Origin of the sequence: Robiginitalea aurantiaca (genome assembly GCF_030380815.1) — a bacterium.
Taxonomy (GTDB): Bacteria; Bacteroidota; Bacteroidia; order Flavobacteriales; family Flavobacteriaceae; genus Robiginitalea; species Robiginitalea aurantiaca.
This window is the reverse complement of sequence record NZ_JAUDUY010000001.1, coordinates 653,474-678,792: the sequence shown is the minus strand read 5'-3', so window position 1 is coordinate 678,792 and position 25,319 is coordinate 653,474. Positions and strand designations below refer to the sequence as shown.

At 48.0% G+C, this 25,319-nt stretch carries 16 protein-coding genes and 1 tRNA gene; 6 read left to right on the top strand and 11 right to left on the bottom strand.

All coding sequences use genetic code 11. From position 1 onward, the window contains the following. Window positions 1-5: 5 nt before the first annotated feature. Window positions 6-3,134, bottom strand: a complete 3,129-nt coding sequence (locus tag QU605_RS02975) for a TAT-variant-translocated molybdopterin oxidoreductase (protein WP_289723770.1) — start codon at window positions 3,132-3,134, stop codon at window positions 6-8. 27 nt (window positions 3,135-3,161) lie between these two features. After that, a complete protein-coding gene (locus QU605_RS02970; protein WP_289723769.1) occupies window positions 3,162-4,553 on the bottom strand; it encodes a c-type cytochrome in 1,392 nt (463 codons plus the stop codon). A 324-nt stretch (window positions 4,554-4,877) separates the two neighbouring features. Between QU605_RS02970 and QU605_RS02965 the strand changes: the two genes are divergently transcribed. Continuing rightward, on the top strand, window positions 4,878-5,252 hold the full coding sequence (locus QU605_RS02965) for an SPOR domain-containing protein (RefSeq protein WP_289723768.1): 375 nt from the start codon (window positions 4,878-4,880) through the stop codon (window positions 5,250-5,252). Between the two features lie 193 nt (window positions 5,253-5,445). Here QU605_RS02965 and infB read toward each other — a convergent pair whose 3' ends face one another. Genes infB through rimP form a run of 3 tightly spaced genes read right to left on the bottom strand, consistent with a single transcriptional unit; the run spans window position 5,446 to window position 9,921 of the window. Continuing rightward, window positions 5,446-8,154, bottom strand: a complete 2,709-nt coding sequence (infB, locus tag QU605_RS02960) for a translation initiation factor IF-2 (protein WP_289723767.1) — start codon at window positions 8,152-8,154, stop codon at window positions 5,446-5,448. A gap of 46 nt (window positions 8,155-8,200) precedes the next feature. After that, window positions 8,201-9,433, bottom strand: a complete 1,233-nt coding sequence (nusA, locus tag QU605_RS02955) for a transcription termination factor NusA (protein WP_289723766.1) — start codon at window positions 9,431-9,433, stop codon at window positions 8,201-8,203. 14 nt (window positions 9,434-9,447) lie between these two features. After that, complete coding sequence (gene rimP, locus QU605_RS02950; protein ID WP_289723765.1) at window positions 9,448-9,921, bottom strand: ribosome assembly cofactor RimP; 474 nt, start codon at window positions 9,919-9,921, stop codon at window positions 9,448-9,450. A gap of 197 nt (window positions 9,922-10,118) precedes the next feature. Between rimP and QU605_RS02945 the strand changes: the two genes are divergently transcribed. Beyond that, the gene (locus tag QU605_RS02945) at window positions 10,119-11,384 is read left to right on the top strand and encodes a cation:proton antiporter domain-containing protein (RefSeq protein ID WP_289723764.1); all 1,266 of its coding nucleotides are present in this window, start codon (window positions 10,119-10,121) and stop codon (window positions 11,382-11,384) included. Window positions 11,385-11,545: 161 nt separating this feature from the next. Continuing rightward, window positions 11,546-11,896: a putative quinol monooxygenase gene (locus QU605_RS02940; protein WP_289723763.1), complete on the top strand. Its 351-nt coding sequence runs from the start codon at window positions 11,546-11,548 to the stop codon at window positions 11,894-11,896. A 78-nt stretch (window positions 11,897-11,974) separates the two neighbouring features. On the opposite strand, the gene QU605_RS02935 is transcribed toward QU605_RS02940, so the two are convergent. Next, window positions 11,975-12,046: transfer RNA gene (locus tag QU605_RS02935), tRNA-Gln, on the bottom strand. Between the two features lie 168 nt (window positions 12,047-12,214). Here QU605_RS02935 and QU605_RS02930 point away from each other — a divergent pair. Continuing rightward, the gene (locus QU605_RS02930; RefSeq protein WP_289723762.1) at window positions 12,215-15,556 is read left to right on the top strand and encodes a glycosyltransferase family 117 protein; all 3,342 of its coding nucleotides are present in this window, start codon (window positions 12,215-12,217) and stop codon (window positions 15,554-15,556) included. 40 nt (window positions 15,557-15,596) lie between these two features. On the opposite strand, the gene QU605_RS02925 is transcribed toward QU605_RS02930, so the two are convergent. The 3 genes from QU605_RS02925 to QU605_RS02915 all read right to left on the bottom strand — a co-directional run bounded on the left by QU605_RS02925 (window position 15,597) and on the right by QU605_RS02915 (window position 17,984). After that, window positions 15,597-15,893 carry a thioredoxin family protein gene (locus tag QU605_RS02925; RefSeq protein WP_289723761.1) on the bottom strand — a complete coding sequence of 99 codons (297 nt, stop codon included), beginning with the start codon at window positions 15,891-15,893 and terminating at the stop codon, window positions 15,597-15,599. Between the two features lie 90 nt (window positions 15,894-15,983). Continuing rightward, the gene (locus QU605_RS02920; protein ID WP_289723760.1) at window positions 15,984-17,213 is read right to left on the bottom strand and encodes a metallophosphoesterase; all 1,230 of its coding nucleotides are present in this window, start codon (window positions 17,211-17,213) and stop codon (window positions 15,984-15,986) included. Window positions 17,214-17,255: 42 nt separating this feature from the next. Continuing rightward, the gene (locus tag QU605_RS02915) at window positions 17,256-17,984 is read right to left on the bottom strand and encodes a copper homeostasis protein CutC (protein ID WP_289723759.1); all 729 of its coding nucleotides are present in this window, start codon (window positions 17,982-17,984) and stop codon (window positions 17,256-17,258) included. Window positions 17,985-18,023: 39 nt separating this feature from the next. On the opposite strand from QU605_RS02915, the gene QU605_RS02910 reads away from it, so the two are divergent. Further along, window positions 18,024-19,010: an isoaspartyl peptidase/L-asparaginase family protein gene (locus tag QU605_RS02910; protein ID WP_289723758.1), complete on the top strand. Its 987-nt coding sequence runs from the start codon at window positions 18,024-18,026 to the stop codon at window positions 19,008-19,010. A 39-nt stretch (window positions 19,011-19,049) separates the two neighbouring features. Continuing rightward, window positions 19,050-21,881, top strand: coding sequence for a DNA polymerase I (polA, locus tag QU605_RS02905; protein ID WP_289723757.1), 2,832 nt, complete (start codon window positions 19,050-19,052; stop codon window positions 21,879-21,881). A 17-nt stretch (window positions 21,882-21,898) separates the two neighbouring features. Here the strand turns inward: polA and QU605_RS02900 are convergent, their stop codons facing one another. Together QU605_RS02900 and QU605_RS02895 are read right to left on the bottom strand one after the other, a co-directional pair. Continuing rightward, on the bottom strand, window positions 21,899-22,387 hold the full coding sequence (locus QU605_RS02900; protein WP_289723756.1) for a lipocalin family protein: 489 nt from the start codon (window positions 22,385-22,387) through the stop codon (window positions 21,899-21,901). A gap of 63 nt (window positions 22,388-22,450) precedes the next feature. Then, window positions 22,451-25,150: a DUF5916 domain-containing protein gene (locus QU605_RS02895; RefSeq protein WP_289723755.1), complete on the bottom strand. Its 2,700-nt coding sequence runs from the start codon at window positions 25,148-25,150 to the stop codon at window positions 22,451-22,453. Between the last annotated feature and the right edge of the window lie 169 nt (window positions 25,151-25,319).

Below are 25,319 nucleotides of genomic sequence, written 5' to 3'. Positions count from 1 at the left end.
GGTTGTTATGCTTCGTTTGAGTTACGGACTTTGACGTGATAAAACACGTTGGGTTTTGTTCCCACGTGCTCGAGCAGGTGGTACATCCGGTCATCTTCCTTGAGCTTGGAGACTTCGCTTTCCGGATTGTTGATATCTCCGAAAACGATCGCTCCGCTGTCGCATGCATTTGAACATGCCGTCTGGAACTCTTCATCCTTAACCTCACGACCTTCTCTTTTTGCATCGAGAATGGACTTCTGAGACATCTGAATACACCAGGAGCATTTCTCCATTACCCCTCGTGAACGGACATTGACATCCGGGTTCAAAACCATTTTCCCCAGATCGTTATTCATGTGGTAATCAAACTCGTCATTGTTATTGTAGAGGAACCAGTTAAAGCGTCTCACCTTGTATGGACAGTTGTTCGCACAGTAGCGCGTTCCCACACAACGGTTGTAGGCCATATGGTTATGCCCCTGACGACTGTGAACCGTAGCAGCCACCGGACAAACTGTCTCACATGGTGCGTGGTTACAGTGCTGGCACATTACAGGCTGGAAAGCAACCTGTGGGTTCGCCGCAGGATCTTCCATTTCCTCAAAACTACTCTTGGATTCCATAGCTCCGGAAATAGCATCTTTCTTCTCGTTATCTCCTTCAAAGGTATCCTCGGAAGAATAGTAACGGTCAATACGAAGCCAGTGCATATCCCTGGACAGGCGAATTTCCTTTTTACCGACAACAGGGACATTGTTCTCTGCACTACATGCTATGACACATGCCCCGCATCCCGTACAGGAATTCAGGTCGATAGACATATTAAAATGATGCCCGATAGAACGGTCAAAGCCCTCCCAGAGATCCACCGTATTGGCGGGAACCTCCTGGTGATCCAAAGAAACCTGTGGTACATGGTTCCATTCCGAAGCCGGCTTCGTCTTGAAATCCTCCAGGGTGGTTTCCTTTATGATATCGCCCCGCCCCATAAGGGTTTTGTGAAGCTGGATACATGCAAATTCATGCATGCCCGGCGCCTTTTCAATAGTTGCGCCCTGGGCTGAATTAAAATTCTGATACAGGGGAAAGGCGTTTACACCTACCTGCATTTCACTTTTCATACCCGAAAGTCTTCCATATCCCAGGGCCAAACCGACGGTCCCTTCGGCCTGTCCCGGCTGGATGATAACAGGAACACCGTTGAGGGTGGTACCCTCAACTGTAACATTTACGTAGCTGCCGTCTAAACCACCGTTCGCTACATTCTCATTGACCAAACCAAGTTCGTTGGCGTCTTTTTTGGATACAGTCAGGTAGTTATCCCAGGAGACCCTGGTAATGGGATCGGGAAATTCCTGAAGCCATGGGTTACCGGACTGGCGGCCGTCGCCCAGTCCTATTTTAGGATACAATACAAGGCTCATTCCAGAATCTGTAGCCGCGGAAAGCCTTTGGACAGAAGCGGACAAAGAAGGAGCGTCCATAACTTCTGAATCCACGTTTTCGCCTTCTGCCTTGTCCGCACCCTGCATCGGCATAAGCGGATCGCTGTAGAGTGTGGCGTACTCTGCGCGGTACACCCCATCATGGAGGGCTTTGTTCCAGTCAGCACCTGCAAGGACACCTTCTGACCAACTATCTTTTACAAACTCGTAATACGTCTGTTCTGATCCCATCCATTTCAGGAGGTTTTGCTGAAACTGACGTGTATCAAATAATTCCCGAATCACGGGCTGCATCAGCCCGAAGTGGTCCTTTTTAAACTCGACATCACCCCAGGATTCAAGAAAGTGGTTTGCAGAAGCGACATAAGTTGTGAGCTCTGAAGTCTCATCCCTGTTTGTGGTACTGGTAATAGACAATTCAACCCCGGAAAGGGCTTCTTTGAACGCCGTAGCATTGGGGAGGGAATACGCGGGATTGACTCCATCCATAATCAGCGCACCTACCCGGCCGTTTTGCATATCCGAGATAAGCGCATTGAGTTTTTCAGTACTGCCGCTTCTGATATATCGGGGCGCATTGGGCTCGAAAGCTTCACTTCCCAACATTTCATTAATGGCGAGTACAAGGGCCTGAGCGTCTGTGTCATCCAAACCTGTGACGACAACCGCTTTGCGTTTATTTCCGGAAATCCCCTGAACAACATTATCGAGGGCGCGTGAGGCCGAATCCGAAAGTGTACCTGAAGCAGAAGTACCGCTGAGTTTGGCATAAAGATGCGCCAAAGCTACTTTCTGACCCGCCGGGCTTACCGGAACACGTTTGTCCGCATTGGCCCCCGTAAGTGTCATGATGGATTCGAACTGTACATGCCGCGACATCTTTCCGTTCTTAGGAACACGGCCGCTTGAATAGCCACTGCTATATCCGCCACCCTGCCAGTCTCCCAGGAAGTCGGCTCCAAAGGAAACGATCAGTTCGGCTTTTGAAAAGTCGTAATCAGCAAGTGCCCGCTCCCCGTATTTAGTCTGATAGGCGTCCAGAGCTGCACTGGATGAAACAGCGTCATAGGTGACGTGATTGACATTCTCATACACTTCTGAGAATTGCTGAATCAATCGATTGGTCGACGGACTTGCATAAGTCTGAGTCAAAAGGGCAATTTGCTTGCCCGAGGCACTGATCGAACTCAGTTTTGATTTTACGCCTGCATCAAGTTCGTCCCATTCAACGGGATTTCCACCTGAGAGGGGACCCTGCAAACGGGTACTGTCATACAATGAGAGTACAGATGCCTGAATCCTTGCATTGGTACCACCAAGTACTTTGGCTTCCTTATTGCCTTCAATTTTTATCGGCCGGGCCTCCCTTGTCTTAACGAGAATGCTCGCAAAATCAAACCCATCCGCAATTGTGGTAGCATAGTAGTTCGCAATACCCGGTATAATACGCTCGGGTTGGAACACATAAGGGATGGATTTATGAACGGGCCCTTCACAAGCCGCCAGAGTTGCCGCAGCCGTACTGAAGCCGACATACTTGAGGAAATCGCGCCGTGAGGTTTCGCTAGAAGCTAATTGCTCCTTATCGCCCAGAAACTCATCGACGGGTATAGATTCTGTGAATTCGTTCTGTTTAAGCGTCTCAACAATGGAATCGTTCGGCTTGAGTTCCGCCTCACTTTTCCAATACTTTTTGTTTGATGCCATACGATTATAGTAAATAACTCCAGTTTGTTAATAGTGACACTTACCGCATTCCAGACCTCCCATTTGGGCAGCCGTTACCTTCTCTACGCCGTATTTCTTTGCAAGCTCCTGATGAATCTTGTCATAGTACTCATTGCCCTCCATCTGTACATTGGTTTCCCTGTGGCAATTGATACACCATCCCATGGTAAGGGGGGAGTACTGGTACATAATTTCCATTTCTTCTACAGGACCATGACAGGTCTGGCATTCGATATTACCGACGGATACGTGCTGTGCATGGTTGAAATATGCGAAATCCGGAAGATTGTGAATTCGAACCCATTCCACAGGTTGCGATTCTCCCGTATATTTCTGGTTCTCTTCATCCCAGCCCACGGCTTTGTAAAGTTTCTTAATCTCGTTTGTATAGAACTCGTTGGTGTACCCGTTGGCCAGATCCTCTGCGGACGGCCCTTCGGGATTCCCCTTGTACTCGTAGATTGACTTGTGACAATTCATACAAATATTCAGGGAAGGAATGCCGGAGTGTTTGGATACCCGGGCAGATGAATGACAGTACTTACATTCAATTTTATTGTCTCCGGCGTGTATTTTGTGCGAATAGTGGATGGGCTGGATCGGGGCATAACCCTGGTTAACCCCTACCTGCATCATCCATCCATAGGCAAAATAGGCCGACGACAGCAGCAAAAGAATTGCTGTTACAAGGACTAAGAACTGATTCTGAGCAAAAGCTTTCCAAATAGGAAGGCGCTTCTCCGCTTTCTCCCGCTCTAACACCACACCATTGGCCTCAGCAATGCGTCTGAGGGTTTGATTCACCAAAATAAGCATCATCACCAAAAGGGCAAAGACAAGGGCCAGCGCTCCGAGAAGCAGTTCATTTGAAACCCCTCCGGATCCGGCTTCCTCACCAGCTCCGGCTGCAGGAGTTGCGGCGGCTACTGGAGCGGGCGGTGGGGCCTCTGTGTAAGCGATAATATCATTGATATCCTGATCCGAGAGGGTAGGAAATGCCGTCATAGCGGCCTGATTGTACTCCTCATAGATCCGGTTTGCATACGCATCGCCTGAGGCTATCATTCCCGGGCTGTTCTTGATCCAGGAGTAGATCCAGTCACAGTCCAGACCTTCTTCCTCAATGAGGCGCGTTGCAGCATTGGCGAGAGCTGGGCCGGTCATTTTGCGATTCAGGGCATGACAAGCCGCACAATTCTGATTAAACAATTGCTTCCCTTTGGCAACATCCCCTGGCCCGCAAGGCCCTTCCCCTCCGGCCTCAGCGGCTTCGGTCTGCTCTGCTTCTGCAACAGCAGCCTCTTCCTGGGCGCGTAATGAAGGTGAAAAGAGGAAAGAAATAACTAAACAAAAACCAAAAAGAGCGGTTAACTGATGGCGGTTGAAAACCTTTTTCATGAGCGGCTGTTCAATATTTTTTCCTGTGATTAACAAGGATCTGGAGACTAGCTTCTTAAGATACAAAAAACGGTTTCCGATCACTGTTTTTTCAGGTGTTTTGATTTATTTGTACGAATCGAATCCAGGATGCAAATTAGGCACTAACACCCGGATTTCACAAGGTCCAAATTGTCGACAAAAATACGACATAGACTTTATTTGGGAAATCTTAAAGGATTCTGAATTTATAATTTATAATTATTCTAAATAATGCTTTTATCCATGACCGAAATGCTTAATGGATTACCTTTGAATACGTTACAATACAATTGATTTTACACGATGTACAAGCTTCTTTTTATTTCACTTTTTACCGTGTGCTTTACGCTAAATCTTCAGGCGCAACAAGGGTCGGTTTCCATTGAACAGGATCCTCAGATAAAAAAGCTTCTGGACATTTACAAACAAGGGAAGGCCAATGCCCTTTACTACACTATTCAAATTGGTTTTGGGTCTTACGATGAGGCCGAAGAACTCAAACAGGAAGCTGAAATAGAATTTCCTGAGTACGATCCAAAAATTGTATTTGATTCTCCCACATACCGGGTCCAGGTTGGTCAATTCACGGATCGCCTTGAGGCGGAAAAGAAATTCCTTGAAGTACGTCAGCGTTTTCCAGGGGCGCTCCTATTAAGGCCGGAAAGTGGAAACCGGTAGCTCTTAAGCGGGCACAATCCGCAAATTCCGTTACAAATTCAGAAGGCTTTAGTAAACAACACAATGTCCTTATTAGCAGATACCTGCCCTGGGGCAATTCGATAAGAATCCATATTCCTTATCAGGATATAAAAATGAGAATCCCGGACTCCAAATGGAATCCGGGATTCAATCCTAATCGATTTTCAGTTGCCTATAGAGTCTTTTTCACTGCAACTTCCTGGAAGGCTTCAATAATATCCCCTTCCTTTATGTCATTATAATTCTTAACCTGCATCCCGCAGTCGTATCCCTTGGAAACCTCTTTTACATCGTCCTTAAATCGCTTAAGGGAAGCCAGCAATCCTGTGTAGATCACGACTCCGTCACGAATCAGGCGAATATTAGAGTTCCTGAAGATCTTACCACTGATGACCATACATCCGGCAATAGTTCCCACCTTCGAGATTTTAAAGGTCTCACGAATCTCTGCAGTACCAGTTATCTCTTCTTTGATCTCTGGCGAAAGCATACCTTCCATGGCATCCTTAAGATCATTGATGGCGTCGTAAATAATGGAGTATGTTCGGATATCGATTTCTTCCTTATCCGCAATATCCCTGGCGTTACCCATAGGCCGGACATTAAATCCGATTATAATCGCATCAGAGGCTGAGGCCAGAAGTACATCTGACTCGGTGATTGCACCGACTCCCTTATGGATGATATTGACCTGAATCTCATCCGTAGACAACTTCTGGAAAGAATCCGAGAGGGCCTCTACGGAACCATCCACATCCCCTTTGAGGATAATATTGAGCTCCTTAAAGTCACCCAGAGCAATACGCCTTCCAATTTCGTCAAGCGTAATATGGCGTTGCGTTCGCACCGACTGCTCGCGCAGCAACTGGCTCCGCTTGGCTGCAATTTGTTTGGCTTCACGCTCATCTTCGAGCACGTTGAACTTATCACCTGCCTGAGGTGCTCCATCGAGTCCGAGAATGGAAATCGGTGTAGAAGGACCTGCCTCCTTGACTTCCTTACCGCGCTCGTCCTGCATGGCCTTAACCTTACCACTACTGGTACCGGCAAGTACATAATCCCCTATTTTCAAAGTCCCGGCCTGCACCAAAACAGTTGAAACATACCCCCGACCTTTATCGAGAAATGCTTCCACTACGGTACCGGAAGCTAATTTATCCGGATTGGCTTTCAGCTCCAGCAATTCAGCCTCAAGCAAGACTTTTTCCAGGAGTTCTTTAATCCCGGCTCCCGTCTTGGCTGAAATATCCTGGGATTGGATTTTACCTCCCCAATCCTCTACCAGGAGGTTCATTCCGGCAAGGCCTTCCTTAATTTTATCCGGATTCGCCGTGGGCCTGTCTATTTTGTTGATCGCAAAAACAATGGGCACTCCAGCCGCCTGGGCATGGCTGATTGCCTCCCGCGTCTGCGGCATAATATCATCGTCAGCGGCGATAACAATTATTGCAATATCTGTAACCTGAGCCCCCCTGGCACGCATGGCCGTAAAGGCCTCGTGACCCGGAGTATCCAGGAATGAAATTTTTTCTCCGTTGTCCAGCATTACGCCGTAGGCACCAATGTGCTGGGTAATACCACCGCTTTCTCCGGCGATTACATTCTCTTCACGAATATAATCCAGAAGGGATGTTTTCCCGTGATCGACGTGCCCCATAACCGTAACGATGGGCGCCCTAGGTTTTAAATCTTCCGGGGCATCCACCTCTTCTTCGATGGACTCTTCAATGTCTGCGGTAACGAATTCCACTTCGTAGCCGAACTCCTCTGCTACAATAGCAAGCGTTTCCGCATCCAGGCGCTGGTTCATGGTTACCATGATCCCCAGCGACATACACGCAGAAATAATGTCAGTAGTGGAAACATTCATCATCGTAGCTACCTCCTGGGCAGTAACAAACTCAGTAACCTTCAGGATTTTGCTGTCCAACTCCTGCTGAGCAAGATCCATTTCAGTTTGCTGGCGGTGCTGGTCTCTTTTATCCCGGCGGTACTTGGCTCCTTTACCTTTCTTGGATTTACCCTGAAGTTTTTCAAGGGTTTCCCGCACCTGCTTTTGCACTTCTTCCTCCGTAGGCTCCACTTTCATGGTCGAAGACCTCTGGCCTTTCGATCCGGGACCACGGCCTCTTCCAGCATCTGATTTGCTTACAATACGGCGGCGACGGCGCTTTCGATCCGTCTTGTCGTCCTTTTTCTCTTCCTTTTTCTTCTTTGGCTTCTCAAATTTGGACAGATCTATCTTATCCTTGATTTTAGGGCCTGATAGTTTCTGATACTCGGTCTCGTGCTTAACAGGTTCATCAGACTCCTCGGTTTCAGGAGTCTCCGGTGCCTTCACCTCCGGTTCAGGCTCCTTGACTGTTTCGGTTTTCTCAGCTGCCTTAACCGGCTCTGCCACCTCCGGCACTTCTTCTTTTTTGGGGGCTTCTGCCACGGGTTCCGCAGCAGGCTCGGCTACTTTTTCCTCAGGTTTTTCAACCTCCTTTTCGGGTTTAGGGGCTGCGGATTTCTTGGGTTTATCCAAGTCGATTTTACCCACGGTCTTCAGGCCGCTAAGTTCAGCTTTTGCCTTGACCACCTCGGGTTGGGCCCGCTTTTCTCTGGCCAAACGCTTTTCCTCCAGCTCCTGTTCCAATTGTAAACGCAGGGCTTCTTTTTCCTTTCGCTTCTCCTCACTAACTTCCTTGGAGGCAACCTTTTTGCTTTTGTCCGTCTGGAATTCTTCCAGCAAGACCTGGTATATCTCATTGGATATTTTGGTCGTGGGGCGTGCATCCACCTCGTGACCCTCGGCGTTGAGGTAATCCACTGCCCGGTCCAATGAAATATTGAGTTCTCTCAGGACTTTGTTAAGCCTTATGGTCGCATTCTCTGCCATAAATTTTACGCTCTCTGTTTACTGTATTTATATGCTAATATATAGCTTAATCTTCAAATTCTTCCTTGAGGATACGGACCACATCTGAAATGGTCTCCTCCTCTAAATCGGTTCTTTTCACCAGATCATCCACATCCTGTTCCAGCACACTTCGTGCAGTATCCAGTCCGATTTTTCTAAATTCTGCAATTACCCAATCTTCAATTTCATCGGAAAATTCGGTAAGCTCTACATCTTCTTCAACGCCTTCGCGGAATACGTCGATCTCATAGCCGGTCAGCTTTCCTGCGAGTCGGATATTATGTCCACCCCGGCCAATGGCTTTGGAAACCTCTTCAGGTTTAAGGTATACCTGGGCCGTCATATTCTCATCGTTGAGTTTGACCATGGAGACCCTTGCAGGACTCAGTGCCCGGGTAACCATCAACTGGGGGTTATTGGTCCAGTTCAGTACGTCGATGTTTTCATTTCCGAGTTCCCGAACAATCCCATGGATTCGGGATCCCTTCATTCCGACACACGCCCCAACCGGGTCGATCCTGTCATCGTAGGAATCTACAGCGACCTTGGCTTTCTCCCCGGGAATACGAACTACTTTCTTCACGGAAATCAATCCATCAAAAACCTCTGGGATTTCCTGATGGAACAACTGCTCAAGGAAAATAGGCGAGGTCCGTGACATGATGATCAGCGGCTTATTGCCTTTGAGCTCCACACTTTCGATGATACCTCTGACATTGTCTCCCTTCCTGAAAAAATCAGAGGGAATCTGCTTTTCTTTGGGCATGAGGATTTCATTCCCCTCATCATCCAGAAGGATGATAGCTCTGTGTCGTATGTGGTGAACCTCTGCGGTGTAAATCTCCCCTTCCAGGTCCTTGAATTGCTTGTAAATCGTCGTGTTATCGTGCTCGTGGATTTTGGCAATCAAATTCTGACGCAGGGCTAAAATAGCCCGCCGACCGAGGTCTTTTAATTTTACTTCTTCAGAAACGTCCTCGCCAATCTCAAAATCCGGCTCGATTTTCCTTGCCTCGGTAAGCGTAATCTCTTCATTGGGCTCCTCCACTTCTCCATCGGGAACCACAGTGCGGTTCCTCCATATTTCTAAATCGCCCTTGTCCGGATTGATAATTATATCAAAATTATCGTCCGATCCAAATTTCCGTTTCAAGGCTCCGCGGAACACTTCCTCCAAAATTGCCATCAGGGTTACACGGTCGATAAATTTATCGTCCTTGAATTCCGAAAATGACTCGATCAATGCAAGATTTTCCATTTCTTACGCTACACTTAGAATTTTAAAACAACTTTTGCTTTTTCAATTTCGGAAAACGGAATTACCTCCTCTTTCCGAACCGTATGTTTCCCCTTGCCTATTGGCTTGGGCTCCCTAGTCTTCCAACTAAGGGTTATATCACTGGCGCTCACAGCCTCCAGCGTTCCTTTTACCTCCAATTCTTCAGTTTTTACCTCAAGGGTTCTGCCGAGATTCTTGCGGTATTGTCTCGGAAGTTCCAAAGGAGCCGTAGCTCCTGCCGAACTCACCTCCAGAGAGAAATCGAATTCCTCCCTGTCGAGCTGATGTTCCACAGCCCTGCTAATTTCAATACAATCCTGAAGATTAACTCCTGAATCACCATCCAATATAATACGGATGCTTTGGTCGCTTTCAACCTTCAGGGAAATCGGAAACAGGTCAGGCCGCTTCTCAAAGGCCTCTTTGAGGAGCATTTCTACACGCTGCTGCAAACGACTGCCAGTCATTTAATTCTTCTTAAAATAGTGGTAATAAAAGAGGGGACTTTTGTCCCCTCATGAATACCAATAATTCTTTCAGTGGCGCAAATATAAGACTTTTTTTGATTTCTTCATGTTTCGATCCCATAAAACAATTCCAATGCCTGTTCCGGCGTTATTTCTAAATCCGACTACCTTTAGTCCTGAATTCACCCATCCCATTTATGGAAATTTTCTCTTCGTATAATTTGATCATTGAAGCGTGTCTTATCCTGATCCTGTCCTTCTGGTTTAACCATCTGGCCAAGCGAACAAACATCCCTGCCGTCCTCATGTTAATAGGCCTGGGCCTGGTTCTGCAGTATGCGATGAAGAACTTTGTACAGCAGTTGCCCGATTTTTTCCCGATCCTGGAAGTCCTCGGGATTATCGGACTTATCATGATCGTTCTCGAGGCGGCACTTGAACTCGAATTGCGAAAAGACAAAATCTGGCCTATTCTGAAAGCCATGGCGGTTGCTGCCCTGGGTTTACTGGCTTCTGCCTGGGTCGCTGCCTGGATCCTCCACACCCTCATCCCTGGCATGGAGATGGCAAATGCGTGGATTTACGCCACGCCCCTCTCCATTCTTTCAAGTGCCATTATCATACCCAGCGTTGGGGGGCTTACTGCAGCAAAAAAGGAATTTCACGTTTATGAAAGCACCTTTTCCGACATCATGGGGATTGTACTCTTCTACTTCCTTGAGGGGCAACTCAACCCCACGGAAGCCCAAAGCCCGGGGATTTTTGCCGGAAGCCTGGCGCTAACCGTTGTCGTAGCCCTTATCGCCAGTTACATCCTGATTATAATCTTTCAGCAAATCCGCTCACAGGCCAAGCAATTCCTTCTTATTGCCGTCCTCTTATTACTCTATGCCCTGGGGAAAAAATTACATCTTTCCTCCCTGATCATTATCCTTGTATTCGGTCTGGTTATCGCTAATATGAAGTTGTTTTTCTTCGGTCCGTTAAAGCGCTTTTTAAAAGAGGAAAGGGCGAAGCAAATCTATCACGAATTGCATATCATTACTTTGGAATCCGCTTTTGTGGTGCGGACGTTCTTTTTTGTAGTCTTTGGAATCACGATCGTGCTCTCATCCCTTTTTAGTGTTAAAGTGCTGCTTGTGAGCCTCCTTATTCTCATATCCATTTACGCCATTCGGTTTGCCCTATTGCGAACGTTTGTCGGTGCGGATATCCGACCCCAGCTCTTTATTGCCCCAAGGGGCCTTATTACGATTTTATTGTTTTATGCAATCCCGGCTGAGGCAGTCGTCCCTGGGTTTGAACCGGGGATCTTACTCTTCCTTATAATAGGTACCAGTCTTATAATGACCTGGGCGCTGATTCGCAATAAAAAGAAACCCGCCACACTGATCGACGAACTTGAAGACGAATTCGAATTAAGGGAGGCCGCTTATGAGGAGGATGAGGACCCTGACCTGTAAGCGCTAGCGTATACCTATGAAGGACCTGCTCGGATAGCCAATTCAATCCTTTAAGGCGCAATTCCCCCCATACTCCGCGAACATCTCCCGATCCCATCTGGAGCAGTTGTTATGAATGAATTTCGTACATTTCAGGAACTACCCAAAAAAAGAACACTCTAATGACAAAAATGCACCTTACCGCCCGCTTTAAAATCCAGGAAGGAAACGCTGAAACGTTTCGAAAAATCGCATCTCAATGCATTAACGCGGTTCGCGAAAAAGAAATGAATGCGGGATGTGAGCGCTATGATTGGTACTATAACGATGACTACTCCATTTGCGATGTCCTGGAGACCTATGCAAATCCAGAGGCGTTTTTTAATCACATGGGGAATGTCGGAGCTCACCTTCAGGAGCTCTTTGCTATTTCCGAGTTTTCGGGGAATATCTACGGTGCGGTCCCGGACAGCCTTAAAAAGGCCCTGGAAGGCATGGATATCACCTATTTAGAACTCGAAGCGGGAATGTAGGGAGAAGCTCTGCTTCGGGTAATCCATAGCACCTTAAATGCATAAAAAAACCCCGGTCTTTATGATCGGGGTTTTGAGTTGGCCTACCAGGACTCGAACCTGGAATGACTGAACCAAAATCAGTAGTGTTGCCAATTACACCATAGGCCAGTTCCATAGAGCGTGCAAATTTAAAATAAACTTTGATTAGGCCAAACAATTTTCAGCTGTTTTAACCACGCCTTGGGGTGAGAGGGCTGTTAAAGCTTTATCAAAAAGAAAGCCGCATCTGACCATTAATTACTAAATTCGCCCCGTACCCGTTAATACTTCGACTACATGGTTGCCAAAAATTTTGAAAGATGGAACACCCTTGCAGGGTGGTTTGTTTTTTTTATAGCCCTTGTAACATATATCCTGACAGTAGAACCTACCGGGAGTTTCTGGGATGCCGGGGAATACATTTCCACATCGGCAAAACTGCAGGTAGCCCATCCGCCCGGAGCGCCATTTTTCCAAATGATGGGGGCATTCTTTGCCATGTTCGCCACTCAGGCGGACAACGTAGCTCTGATGGTCAACCTGATGTCCGGGGTTTCCAGTGCTTTTGCCATCCTGTTTATGTTCTGGACGCTGACAAATTTGGCAGGGAAACTGGTCGTTTCGGAGCATCCGATGTCCAACTCCAAAGCAATTGCGATACTTGGAACCGGCCTGGTAGGAAGCCTCACCCTTACGTTTTCCGACAGCTTCTGGTTTAACGCAGTAGAAACAGAGGTATACGCAATGGCCAGCCTGGTCATGTCCCTTCTGTTCTGGCTGGGACTTAAATGGACGGACAATCTGGATACACCCAGAGGCAACCGGTGGCTTATTCTCATTTCATTTGTAGTCGGGCTGACTTTTGGCATCCAGTTTATGGGATTCCTGGCAATTCCATCCATTGGCCTGCTGTACTACTTTAAGAAATACAAAGAAACTACCGTCAAAAACTTTCTTCTGGCCAATATTGCCGTAGTTGCTGTACTCTTTCTGGTGTATAAATTTTCACTCACTTATGTGCTGAAAGTCTTCGGATGGAGTGAAGTGTTTTTTATCAATGAAGTCGGGCTTCCCTTTAATTCGGGAACGCTCATAATGGGGGTGGTTTTTGCCGCGGCCTTCTACTTTGGCTTGCGCTATACCCGAAATAATAATTTCCTGACCGCCAACACCCTTATTTTATGCGGGCTCTTTCTCTTTCTCGGTTTTTCTTCCTGGCTGATGCTCCCTATTCGGGCCAATGCCAACACGGTGATCAATGAAAACAACCCCGAAGATGCGCGGGCACTTCTCGCCTACTACAACAGGGAACAGTATCCCGGAGTCGACAGCCCGGTATATGGCGCCTATTTTTCAGATCTCTTTGCGTCTCCCGGGGAAAATCGGGATGACAAACCGAAGTACGAAAGGGATGAGGCCCTTGGAAAATACGTCGTGGTCAATAAGTACAAAGAAGCCCTGCCCGGCCCCAATTCAGATCATATGGGATTGCTGCCCAGAATGTGGAGTGATCAGCACGCAGAAAACTATATTAAGTATTTCGGGCCGCTTGAGTTTAGCCTGAAATCCAATAATGATGAGCTTCGCCAGGCCGCCCAGCAAGTTCGCGCTGGTGTGGAGAGCGGGGAGATTGAGGCGGATCAGTACATTAGTTTTTTAAGGCGCTTTGGGGAATTCCTGGAGGTTCATCCACCATCGCTATGGCAGAACGTCCAGTATATGCTCAGCTTTCAGTTCGGGTACATGTACTGGCGTTATTTTATGTGGAATTTTAGCGGGAAACAGGACGACATGCAGGGGCGCTATAACGGACAGGGTGAATGGCTGAGCGGAATAGGGTTTATCGACGCAATCCGGCTGGGAAGCCAGGACAACCTGCCTCAGGACAAACTGGACAACAAAGGGCGCAACACCTATTTCTTCTTACCGCTCCTGCTGGGAATCATAGGACTGGTTTTTCAGATTTCAAGAAACCCGAAGCAATTCTGGGTCCTTTTTGTCTTTTTTCTCTTCACCGGTCTGGCCATTCAATTTTACACCAACCCTTATATATTTCAACCCCGTGAACGGGATTATTCCCTCGTAGGTTCCTTCTATATTTTTGCAATGTGGGCGGGAATGGGAGTACTGGCGCTCTATGAGGAGTTTAAAAAATGGGTTTCACCAAAAGTCCTGGCACCTGCGGTAACCCTGATATGCCTGCTGGCCGTACCGGTTCTCATGGCCTCTCAAAACTGGGATGACCACGACCGTTCCGGACGCTATACCGCGAGGTCAGCTGCCATGACTTATCTGGACAGCTGCCAGGAGGATGCCGGCTCCATGTTGTTTACCATTGGGGACAATGATACATTTCCACTGTGGTACGTACAGGAAATAGAGAACTACCGGACAGATGTCCGCGTTATTTGTACAAGCCTTTTTGCGACAGACTGGTACGTAGACCAGATGAAACACAAGGCTTATGAAAGTGAGCCTATCCCCTCTCAGCTCACCCATGATCTCTATCGGTATGGCAATCGCGATGTGATCTACCTTCAAAAGATTACAGAAAATCGCTGGGATATCAAGGACTTTATGAATTGGATCGGCAGCAACCGGCCCGAGACGAAACTCAAATATTATCTGGATAAAAATGGGGCAGATCTCAGGGAATACCCAGAAAGCACCCTGGACCTGGTCTACTATCCCACGGATAAAATCCGGGTACCCGTCAATAAGGAAAATGTGTTGAAAAGCGGCCTGGTCAAGGAAAAAGATTCAGCCCTGATCGTCGATTATATAGATATCGACCTTCCCGGAGCCATGGCTAAAAACCGCATCATGATGCTGGATATACTCGCCAACAACGACTGGGAACGACCGATTTATTTCTCGGGAGGGAGTTTCGACGATGCCGAGTACCTGTGGATGAAAGAGTACCTCCAACTCGATGGGATGGCCTATAAGTTGGTACCCATACGCACTAAGAACCGCAGTCCGTTCGAGATGGGAAGGATCGATACCGAACTGATGTATGATAAGGTAATGAACTGGGATTGGGGTAATTCAGGAAGTTCAGAGATCTACCACGATCCGCAAACCCGCTCTCAGGGCCTTTCCCTAAGAAGCAATCTCGCCCGGCTTACCGAGGAATTGATTCGCGAGAACAAAATAGACAAAGCGAGGGACGTCATCGATTTAGCCATGACCAACATGCCCCTGGAGTATTACGGTTTCTACACTTTTGCCGAACCCTTTCTGGATGGCTATTACAAAACAGGGGAAACCGTGAAGGCCAGGGAATTATTTGGAAAGCTTCGTAATATCTACAAGGACCGTCTGGAGTACTATGAGAATGTGCCCCTGGATCAACAGTACGACCAGATCGAGGATATATTGGCAGATATGGAAGCCTACAAACGCGTTATTGATATCGCCATTGAAAACGACGACCGTGAACTGGCGGAAAAAGAAACCGTCATATTCAACGATCAGCTCGATAAATTCGGGTTCTATCAGGATACCTTCCTCGACCAGCTGCCCGAGGTTCCAGGTTCGGATGTCCCGCCCGCAGCAATCCAGGACAGTATCCGCCAGGATGCGCTTGACACTGAAATGCCCGACACTAGTGCTGTCCCCGAGAATCCGGGAGAATAATTCCCTGATCTGAGGTTTTTCAAAAAGGCTGTAAAAGAAATCAGATGTACTCGTTGAGGATGCCGATCAGGGTATTGGCATCCTGCTCTCCGCTTTGACGCCAAACCATCTCTCCTCTCTTGTAGATCATTAAGGTAGGGAGTCCCTTAACCCTAAGGGCCTGCGAAAGCTCTTTATTCTTGTCAACATCGATCTTAATCACTTTGCCCTTGTCTCCGAGGGCAGCCGCTACATCCCTGAGTACGGGATGCATCGCTGTGGATTGTTCATTCCACTCAGCGTAGAAATCCAGTAAAACAGGCCGTTCCTGATCGATGAGTTCCCCGAATTTAGACATATGACACGCGTTGGATTTAAAGTCAAATGTAACAAAATTTGTGAAATGCCGGTTTAACCCACCCGAATTCAGGAGGTTGACCACAACATTTTAAGCCTTCCCGGTTTTCCGAAGCCGGATCACTGTGATTTCAGGCCATATACCAACTCTTCCCGGATATCCAAGAAATCCGAAACCCCGGTTGACGTTTATAAATTGCCCGAGCTCCTCGTATATCCCGGCCCAGTATTTATATCTCCATTTCACCGGACTCCATTTTACCCAACCGGGGATTTCAATACCGAATTGCATTCCGTGGGTATGTCCGCTTAATGTGAGATGGTAATGCAAGTCGTCATGGATCACTTTGTCTTCCCAGTGCGACGGATCATGACTCAATAAAATTTTAAAATCCGCAGGGGCTATGCCTTCTGAAGCCTTTTTGAGGTCCCCGGCTTTTTTAAAGCCGCCGCGTCCCCAGTTTTCAACTCCGATCAGCGCTATTTTACCCCCACCCTTTTTCAGATAGCGGTTTTCGTTCAGGAGCAGGTCAAAACCCATCTGCCGTTGCAACGCTTTTAAATCCTCTAGGTTCTGTGCCTTAGCCTCCTCTGTATCCCAGGGGATATAGTCCCCGTAGTCGTGATTCCCCAGTACGGAGTACTTCCCATCCGGAGCTTCAAGGGTAGCGAATAAATCTGCCCAGGGTTCCATTTCACTGGTCTTGTTGTTGACCAGATCCCCGGTAAAAAGGATGACATCACTTTTTTGCTTATTGATCAGAGAAACCCCGTATTCTATTTTTTTACGATTGTCAAAACTCCCGCTGTGCACATCGGAAATCTGTGTAATGGTGTAATTGTGAAATTCCTCAGGAAGGTCTTTGAACTCAAGATCATAATTCAATACCCTGAAGCGGTATTTCCCCCTGTACATCCCGTAAAGCAGGGCTCCGAAAGGAAGGGAAGCAAGTCCAAGGGCTATGAGGCTCAAAAATCGCCTTCGCTCCGGTAGGGAAAATTCTCTTTCATCTCCAAAAAGCCTGCGGTACCCGCCAATCAGCAGGCGGTAAATATCTTCCGAAAAGAGGAAAAAAATCGTGATCAGATTAAAGGTTATGATGGCGATCAGAAACCCAAAGGCGTAACTTTTGGGTCGATTGAGCACCCTGCCGGTTTCATCGCCTACTGTAAACTGATAAATAAAATTTCCCAGGATCAGGAGCGCCAGAATCATGTAGAGGTAATACATCCAGGGGTAACGCGTAGCGGAGCGGAGCGCCTGAAGGGTGTACAAGCCCATGGCCAGATATACGATGACAAAGAGAATCCAACGGAGCATAAACTTTTTTTGTAAAGATACTTTTTTATCGCTGTTCCTTAGCTATTTTAAGTCTGATCGCAGCTGTGCAATAAGCGCTTCAATCAACTCCGCGTCCGGCAATAAGGGAATCCCCTCTCGGAGTAACCCGGGTGTATTCAGGGGTAAATCCACTGAAGCCTCCTCAGGGAATTTGGATATAGCACTCAGATGCACCGCCTCAAATCCTTTATTCAGGAAAGCGTCCAGGTTCGATAGACGGATGCCTCCCCCGGGCATGATGCCACATTCTGCACTTTTAACCAAGGCTTGCAGTCGCGGCAGCCCTTCTTCGGCTGACCTGGCATGGCCACTGGTCAATAGGGTCTGTACCCCCAAAGATTGGAGGTCTAACAAAGCCTGTTTCCAATCCGGGATTCGATCAAATGCCCGATGGAACGTCAAGTGCAGCTCTCCTGTTGCTTCTGCAAGCAGGCGCATCCGGTCATGGTCTAACTGGTTGTCAGACTTCAGGCACCCGGTCACAATCCCCTCGAAACCAAGTTTCCGACAATAGGCAATATCCGCCAGCATTTGCGCAAAAGTGGCTTCAGTGTAGGTGAAATCCCCACTTCGCGGGCGGATTAGCACATGTACCGGGATTTGAACCGCATCCCGGACAGCCTGTAACAATCCCGGTGAAGGAGTGATCCCGCCAACTGCCAGTTCCGCGCATAGTTCGAGGCGATCCGCCCCGGCCTGTTCCGCAATTTTTGCTGCATCGGCTGAGGTCACACATATTTCTACCTTCATTCCCTATCTTTAATTTTCTAAATGTAATTCCTTCAAACCATGCACCGAAGAAAATTCCTAAAGAATTCCGCCCTTAGCTCTGCCGCAGTCTTAGGGACCGCTCCGTTAATTTCATGTGCAGAAAGGACTAAAACAGAATCCGGGACCAGCACGACGAATAGCCCGGTAGTGATCTGCACCTGGGATTTTGGAAATGCTACTGAAAAAGCCTGGTCTGTCCTCAGTGAAGGCGGGAATGCCCTGGACGCAGCAGAACTGGGGGTTATGGTGGAAGAAGCAGATCCCAGCAACCAGACCGTGGGTCTGGGAGGCCGTCCGGACCGCGATGGTGTTGTAACACTGGACGCCTGTATCATGGATTCCAAGAGCAATTGCGGTGCGGTCATGGGACTCGAAGGGTATGTTCATCCTGTTTCCGTGGCCCGGAAGGTAATGGAAAAAACACCCCACGTTATTCTCGTTGGGGATGGAGCTGCCCAATTTGCCCGCGAACAGGGTTTCCCCCAGACGAACCTGCTGACCGAACGCTCAGAAAAGGAATGGATTGAATGGAAAAAAACCGCTGAGTACACCCCGATTATCAATATCGAGAACCACGATACTATTGGCATGCTCACCCTGGATGTAAACGGCGATCTGGCCGGGGCCTGCACGACCAGTGGAATGGCATATAAACTCCGGGGTCGCGTCGGGGATTCACCTGTAATCGGCGCCGGACTTTATGTGGACCCGGAAATCGGTGCGGCCACAGCAACAGGAATGGGGGAAGAAGTCATTCGCACCGTGGGAAGCTTCCTAATCGTAGAGCTGATGCGACAGGGGAAAAGCCCGGAGGAAGCCTGCCGGGAAGGCGTACACCGCATTCTGAAGAAAAACGCCGGCAAAACGGATTTCCAGATCGGCTTTATCGCCTTAAATAAAAATGGCGAAACCGGGGGATATTGCATTCATCCCAGTTTCAGTTACCGCCAGTACGATGCACAGGGACATCGAAACACCCCGGTAAACAGTTACCTGAAATCCTGAGAATCTTAGTAGTTTTGAAACCTTTGAAGCCACTACCTTATGTCTGAAAAAAAACGCCTGTTCCTGTTGGATGCCTATGCCCTGATCTTCAGGGGGTATTACGCCCTGATCAAAAACCCCAGGATCAATTCCAAGGGAATGGATACCTCCGCCATAATGGGGTTTATGAATTCCCTGTTCGATGTAATCCGCAGGGAAAAACCGGATCACCTGGCCGTTTGTTTCGACAAGGATGGGAGCACAGAGCGTACAGAACTCTTCGCGGATTACAAGGCAAACCGTCTTGAAACCCCGGATGCCATACGCATCGCTGTGCCCTGGATACAGGATATCCTCAAGGCCATGCACATCCCATGCATCGAAGTTTCGGGTTTGGAGGCTGACGACATTATCGGCACCCTGGCCAAGCAGGCTGAAAAAGAGGGATACCTTGTTTATATGGTTACACCGGACAAGGATTTTGGACAACTCGTTTCGGAGAATATTTTTATGTACCGTCCCTCTCGGATGGGGAACGGAATTGAAATCTGGGGGATTCCTGAAATTCAAAAGCGCTTTGGGGTCGAACGGCCGGAACAGGTCATCGACTACCTCGGGATGATGGGTGACAGCAGTGACAACATACCGGGACTCCCCGGAGTTGGAGATAAAACAGCTAAGAAATTTCTGACCCAATTCGGATCACTTGAAGGACTTCTTGAAAACACGGATCAGCTCAAGGGAAAAATGAGGGAGAAAGTAGAAGAAAATGCAGAACTCGGCCGGCTTTCCAAAAAACTCGCTACCATTTGTGTGGATTGTGAAGTGACGTTCGACGAGAAGGATTATGAATTGAGCCTTCCGGATAGCCAGAAGGTACAGCAACTCTTTGAAGAGCTGGAATTTCGAAGACTGAAGGATCAATTTGTAAAATTGTTTTCTTCTGAGGAACCTCAGACCCAAAGCCCTGTAAGCAGTACAGCTACGCCACAGAAAAATCAACAGGAGGCAGGGAGTGGTCAGTTTTCCCTGTTTGGAGGGGATTCGGAATCTACCACTGTTGAAGCATACACAGGTCGCAAAACAATTTCGGATGTATCCCATTTGTATCAACCCATTGAAGGTTCGATGGGGCTTCGCTTGTTTATGCAGCGACTGCTGGAACAGAATCGCGTCTGTTTTGACACTGAAACGACTTCCCTGGACCCCCTTGAGGCCGAGTTGGTCGGAATTGCCTTTAGCTGGGAGGCACACAAGGGATTTTATATTCCTTTTCCCGAGGACAGGTCCCAGGCGGATGAGTTGCTCGAAGTCCTGCGCCCTTTTTTCGAAAGTGAAGCCATCGAAAAAGTGGGTCAAAATCTGAAATACGACATAAAGGTCCTGCATAAATACGGCGTTGTTGTCAATGGCCCCCTCTTCGACACAATGCTCGCCCACTACCTGATTAATCCGGATATGAGGCACAATATGGATGTGCTGGCGGAAACGTATCTGGATTACAGCCCCGTTCCCATTACGGACCTCATTGGCAAAAAAGGAAAGAACCAGCTCAGCATGAGGGACATCCCGGTGGAACAAATAGCGGAATACGCTGTGGAAGATGCAGATATTACGCTTCAATTGGCTGAAGCCTTTGAACCCGAATTGAAATCCGCTGGCTCCGAATCGCTCTTCAGGGATATTGAAATGCCCCTGCTACGCGTTCTGGCAGCAATGGAACTGGAGGGAATAAACCTGAATTCAGAATTCTTAAAAGAACTCTCATCAGATCTGGATCGGGATATTGCTTCCCTTGAAAAATCCATTTACAACGCTGCCGGGGAAACCTTTAATATCGGGTCTCCCAAACAATTGGGAGAAATTCTGTTTAACAAGCTAAAACTGGTCGCAAAACCGAAGAAAACAAGGACGGGACAGTACTCCACGGCAGAGGATGTCCTCGCCGTCCTTTCCAAGGACCACGCCATAATCCGGGATGTGCTGGAATACCGGGGCTTGGCCAAACTAAAAAGCACCTATGTAGACGCCCTTCCCGATCAGGTTGCCCCTTCAACCGGACGTGTACATACAGACTACATGCAGGCAGTGGCGGCCACAGGACGATTGAGCAGTAATAACCCGAATCTGCAGAATATCCCGATCCGGACCGAGCGCGGTCGGGAAATCCGAAAGGCCTTTATTCCCAGAAATTCGGATTACAAGCTGCTGGCTGCTGATTACTCCCAGATCGAATTGAGGATCATTGCTGCCCTGAGTGATGAAACCACCATGATTGAATCCTTCAAAAGAGGTGAGGATATTCATTCGGCAACGGCGGCCAAGGTTTTTCAGGTTCCCCTCGAAGCCGTAACGCGGGAACAGCGATCTAACGCCAAAACAGTAAATTTTGGAATCATCTATGGGGTGTCTGCATTCGGGTTAAGCAATCAAACGGACCTTAGCCGGACCGAAGCCAAAGAGCTCATCGATACCTATTATAAGACTTACCCTAAACTGAGAACCTATATCAGCGAACAAATCGATTTTGCAAGGGAGCACGGATATGTTCAAACCATCCTGGGTCGCAGGAGGTATTTAAAGGACATAAATGGCAGTAATGCCATAGTTCGTGGGGCGGCAGAGCGAAACGCAATAAATGCCCCGATTCAGGGCAGTGCGGCCGACATCATAAAGATCGCCATGATTCGCATTCATCAGAAATTACAGGAGGGGCAATACAAGACCAAAATGTTGCTGCAAGTTCACGATGAACTCGTTTTTGATGTCCATAAGGCGGAAATGGATGAGGTCACTGCGCTGATCAAGGGTGAAATGGAGAACGCCTATAAGCTTTCAGTCCCTCTTACCGTTGATATTGGGGTGGGGGATAATTGGCTTCAAGCACATTAATTGACTTTATCCCAGGTTTAACGCCTTTCAAAAGTAAGGGAGCCCGAAACCTCGAGATCATCGAATTCATCACCTTCGATAGCCACTGTAAGCCGATCCCCGGAGAGCGTCGCGTCCACAGAGGTAGATAACCCGTTTGAATCGGTTATGGTCAACTGCCCATTTTCAAATTCATAGGTAGCGCTTTCGGAGTCACTTTCTGTCGGACATTCAATGCTTAAAATTCCGGTAAACAGACCTGAAAGATCGAGATAGTCGATAGAAGTTTTAAGTGTGGCATCATTATTTTCCTCCAGGATCATGGTAATTAGAAAACAATCCTGAGCGGCCAGCAGGTTAAACAAATCTGCAAGGCCCTGTTCTTCCTGTGAGGCCGAATCGAGTTGCAATGTTACGGCGTCCCAGGTACCGACGATGGTTGTGGAGCCAGATTCTTCGCCATCATCCGAAGAGCATGATAGCAGCAAAACAATTAAAAAGCTGGAAATAAGTAGCCTTAGTTTCATAATGCAAAAGGAATGGTATTCCTTTTAAACGTCCTTCAGCCTGTTTTAGTATTCGCAAATCTCTTAAAAGGCAAAGCGGTACGTAGCTTTTAAGAGAATGGTGTTTCTGGGGATTGCATTCCCGAATATATTGGATTCCAAACCACTCAGCAGGGGATCCCCGGGATCTCCGGAAGTGGTCAGGTCCTGGGACCAAACCAGAAATAGTTCGGATCCTGGGATATACTCCCATCTCACTACCAGATTCGACCGAAACTGGACAAACGAAAAATCGGGGTTGCCAAAACTGAAATCGGCTTGGCCATCGCCATTTTCATCCACGCTGTATACCTCATCGGCAAGGGCAATTTCATCCGGACCGTACTGTCGGATCCGGTTTTCAAATCGATCTGCCAAAGGATCTGTAACCGTTTTGAAATCGGAATAGAGGCCATTCGAAATAAAAGGCTGACCCCAGTATTGTATGGTAAGGTTTGGATTGATGGTGTAATTCAACCTCAGCGACATCGAAAAAGTCTCCTGTGATATGGTCCCATTCAGATACCTCGGCGATCCCTCAACCTCCAGGTTATCCACAAACTGCAACTGATCTTCATTTCGGGTAAAGCTGGGAAATACGGATAATTGAAGTGCATTTGTGGGCTGGTAAGAAAATCCCGCTTCGATAGAATACCGCCAATAGGAATTATCGGCCGCCTTACGTCCATTGTGAAAAACTCTGAAGCGCAATTTCTTCCTCGAATCCGTATTGATTCCATTCCAGAAACTCAGCTCAGGTGAAATCCGGAGTCGCGGACCACCCCGAAGCGCAAAATTAGAATACTGCAGGGGGGCATAGTTGAAGCCGATGTTCGTAAACCAGTTATTGGTCCAGTTCTGAAAACTATTCGTATTAAACCGGATGTTGTTGAGATACCCCCCAAAGTCCCAAACCGCCCAATGATTGTAATTGATCCCCACCCGGCGGAACGTCTTGTCCGGTTTCAGGCTCTGATAGGCCACCCAGGTGTAATGCCGGATATCGTCTGCTTGTCTCTGAAAACCTATGTCATTGAGTTCGAGCTCAGGCGATCGCCAGGTCCCGCCACTCTCGAATCGCCAGTGACCGTTCCCCACCTTTCCGATTTGCGCATTCCCCCCGGTACCGCTCAGGGAGGTGCGCTCCGGATCCACCTCAACATGAGAAGCCCCCACCCTTTGAAACAAATGGGCAATACTTTCCTGTGTCCTGAGAATAGCCTCCTCACTTCCCAAAACATGACTCCAGACCATACTGCCGCCCACATACCAGTCCCGGTTGTTCCATTGATGTTTAAAATCCAGGCCTCCTGAATAGGCTGCGGTATGAAGGAAATCCAGAGACATGGGTAACGCCTCCCGGTTGGTTGCCGTAACAATAGTCCCTACATAGGTGTCACCCTCATTAAAATCCTTTTGCACCCTTCCTGCCAAGTAATTGGTTAATGGCTCGACGACTTCCTGTCTTCGTTCGCCTCCGGAATCAATTGTGGCTATCCTTCGCGCCGTCAGGCTTTCAAGCAGGCCAACCGACCAGCCCGTGCGTGTTTTACCGCTGAATTTCGCAGCCCCGAGTATGGGAGTGCTATCGGGCACGTCCGCATATGCCCCCGATTCAAGATCGGGGTAGCCCTGTGGCGTACGCCCGATCCTACGGGAATAAAACACATTGTCTGAACCAAATGTATTTCCGGCAATGGATGGCGAAACCGGCAATTCGAAGATGTTTTTATTCTCCACAAAAAACGGGCGTTGCTCCCGAAAGAAGATCTGAAATCCATCCAGGGCAATTGCCGAAGGGTCGGCTTCTACCTGCCCAAAATCCGGGTTTATGGTGAGGTCGAGTGTGAGATCGTTGGTGATCCCAATTTTTGCATCAAGACCTGCCGTAAGGTCCATATCACTCCCGTCCTCAAATGGGTTACCCTCCTCAGCTTCGTAACTGCTGCTGCGTACTACCGTATAGGGCTGAACCTCGAACTGGTTTTGGGGCTCCAGGTTTTTGAGTCCGTGCAATTCACCAAATTCGCTTACCCAACCCGGTTGATCAATCGGCTTGCGCTGCCAGAGGGAGCGTTCCTCTTCTCTGAAAAACCTACGGGTGGATTGCAATCCCCAAACCTGATCCGGGGCATCGCTGAATTTTAATTGACTTAAGGGGATACGGATTTCAGCGGTCCAACCTTCACTGTCGATCTTAGTTTTGGTATACCAAATGGGATTCCAGCTCGAGTCCCAGTTATTCCCGTTGTTCGAAACAAATTCATCCCCTTTGACCCCGGCAGCCGTAATCGAAAAGGAAAAAGCAGAACGCTTGTCGTTATAACTATCTATGTTGACCTCCACCCAATCTCCGGCAAAACCATCCCTCCTGGAAAGCCTTCTCTCAATTTTATCGGGCTCGGGGTCATAACATCTGAAAGCCAGATACAGATTTTTAGCATCGTACAAGATCTTAAACCTGGTCTGTACACTCGGATCCGTATTCTCATCGGGCTGGAATTCAATATAATCCCCGCCCCAGTCCACCTTGTCCCAAATCGCATCTGATAGTTCCCCGTCTATTTCAGGGGCCTCATCCATGAGAATGCCCGTTGTGATGTATTTCTTTTTAACCACTACACGGGTCGTATCCTCTAAGGAAGATAGATCAGCAGGCGAGGAAAAATCAGTCTCGCCGGCATCTTGTGCGGTCAAAAATCCTGAAATCAGCAAACTCAGGATCAGGAAGGCTCGTTTATTCATCAGTAAATACTGAGGTGGGTTACGCTATAAGGACTGGGGGCCATATGGATTGTTACACCCCGGGGAATACTTTAACAATGGAACTCCGGGTGGGCTCCGGCTCCGTTTTATGGCCACCTATGGGGTGCACTTCAGGATCAATAATAATTTGAATGCAATTTGAAAAAAT

What these genes read in the sequence shown, in the direction of transcription:
- QU605_RS02975 (WP_289723770.1), bottom strand. Translation starts at nt 3,134, where the DNA reads ATGGCATCAAACAAAAAGTATTGGAAAAGTGAGGCGGAACTCAAGCCG.
- QU605_RS02970 (WP_289723769.1), bottom strand. Translation starts at nt 4,553, where the DNA reads ATGAAAAAGGTTTTCAACCGCCATCAGTTAACCGCTCTTTTTGGTTTT.
- QU605_RS02965 (WP_289723768.1), top strand. Translation starts at nt 4,878, where the DNA reads ATGTACAAGCTTCTTTTTATTTCACTTTTTACCGTGTGCTTTACGCTA.
- infB (WP_289723767.1), bottom strand. Translation starts at nt 8,154, where the DNA reads ATGGCAGAGAATGCGACCATAAGGCTTAACAAAGTCCTGAGAGAACTC.
- nusA (WP_289723766.1), bottom strand. Translation starts at nt 9,433, where the DNA reads ATGGAAAATCTTGCATTGATCGAGTCATTTTCGGAATTCAAGGACGAT.
- rimP (WP_289723765.1), bottom strand. Translation starts at nt 9,921, where the DNA reads ATGACTGGCAGTCGTTTGCAGCAGCGTGTAGAAATGCTCCTCAAAGAG.
- QU605_RS02945 (WP_289723764.1), top strand. Translation starts at nt 10,119, where the DNA reads ATGGAAATTTTCTCTTCGTATAATTTGATCATTGAAGCGTGTCTTATC.
- QU605_RS02940 (WP_289723763.1), top strand. Translation starts at nt 11,546, where the DNA reads ATGACAAAAATGCACCTTACCGCCCGCTTTAAAATCCAGGAAGGAAAC.
- QU605_RS02930 (WP_289723762.1), top strand. Translation starts at nt 12,215, where the DNA reads ATGGTTGCCAAAAATTTTGAAAGATGGAACACCCTTGCAGGGTGGTTT.
- QU605_RS02925 (WP_289723761.1), bottom strand. Translation starts at nt 15,893, where the DNA reads ATGTCTAAATTCGGGGAACTCATCGATCAGGAACGGCCTGTTTTACTG.
- QU605_RS02920 (WP_289723760.1), bottom strand. Translation starts at nt 17,213, where the DNA reads ATGCTCCGTTGGATTCTCTTTGTCATCGTATATCTGGCCATGGGCTTG.
- QU605_RS02915 (WP_289723759.1), bottom strand. Translation starts at nt 17,984, where the DNA reads ATGAAGGTAGAAATATGTGTGACCTCAGCCGATGCAGCAAAAATTGCG.
- QU605_RS02910 (WP_289723758.1), top strand. Translation starts at nt 18,024, where the DNA reads ATGCACCGAAGAAAATTCCTAAAGAATTCCGCCCTTAGCTCTGCCGCA.
- polA (WP_289723757.1), top strand. Translation starts at nt 19,050, where the DNA reads ATGTCTGAAAAAAAACGCCTGTTCCTGTTGGATGCCTATGCCCTGATC.
- QU605_RS02900 (WP_289723756.1), bottom strand. Translation starts at nt 22,387, where the DNA reads ATGAAACTAAGGCTACTTATTTCCAGCTTTTTAATTGTTTTGCTGCTA.
- QU605_RS02895 (WP_289723755.1), bottom strand. Translation starts at nt 25,150, where the DNA reads ATGAATAAACGAGCCTTCCTGATCCTGAGTTTGCTGATTTCAGGATTT.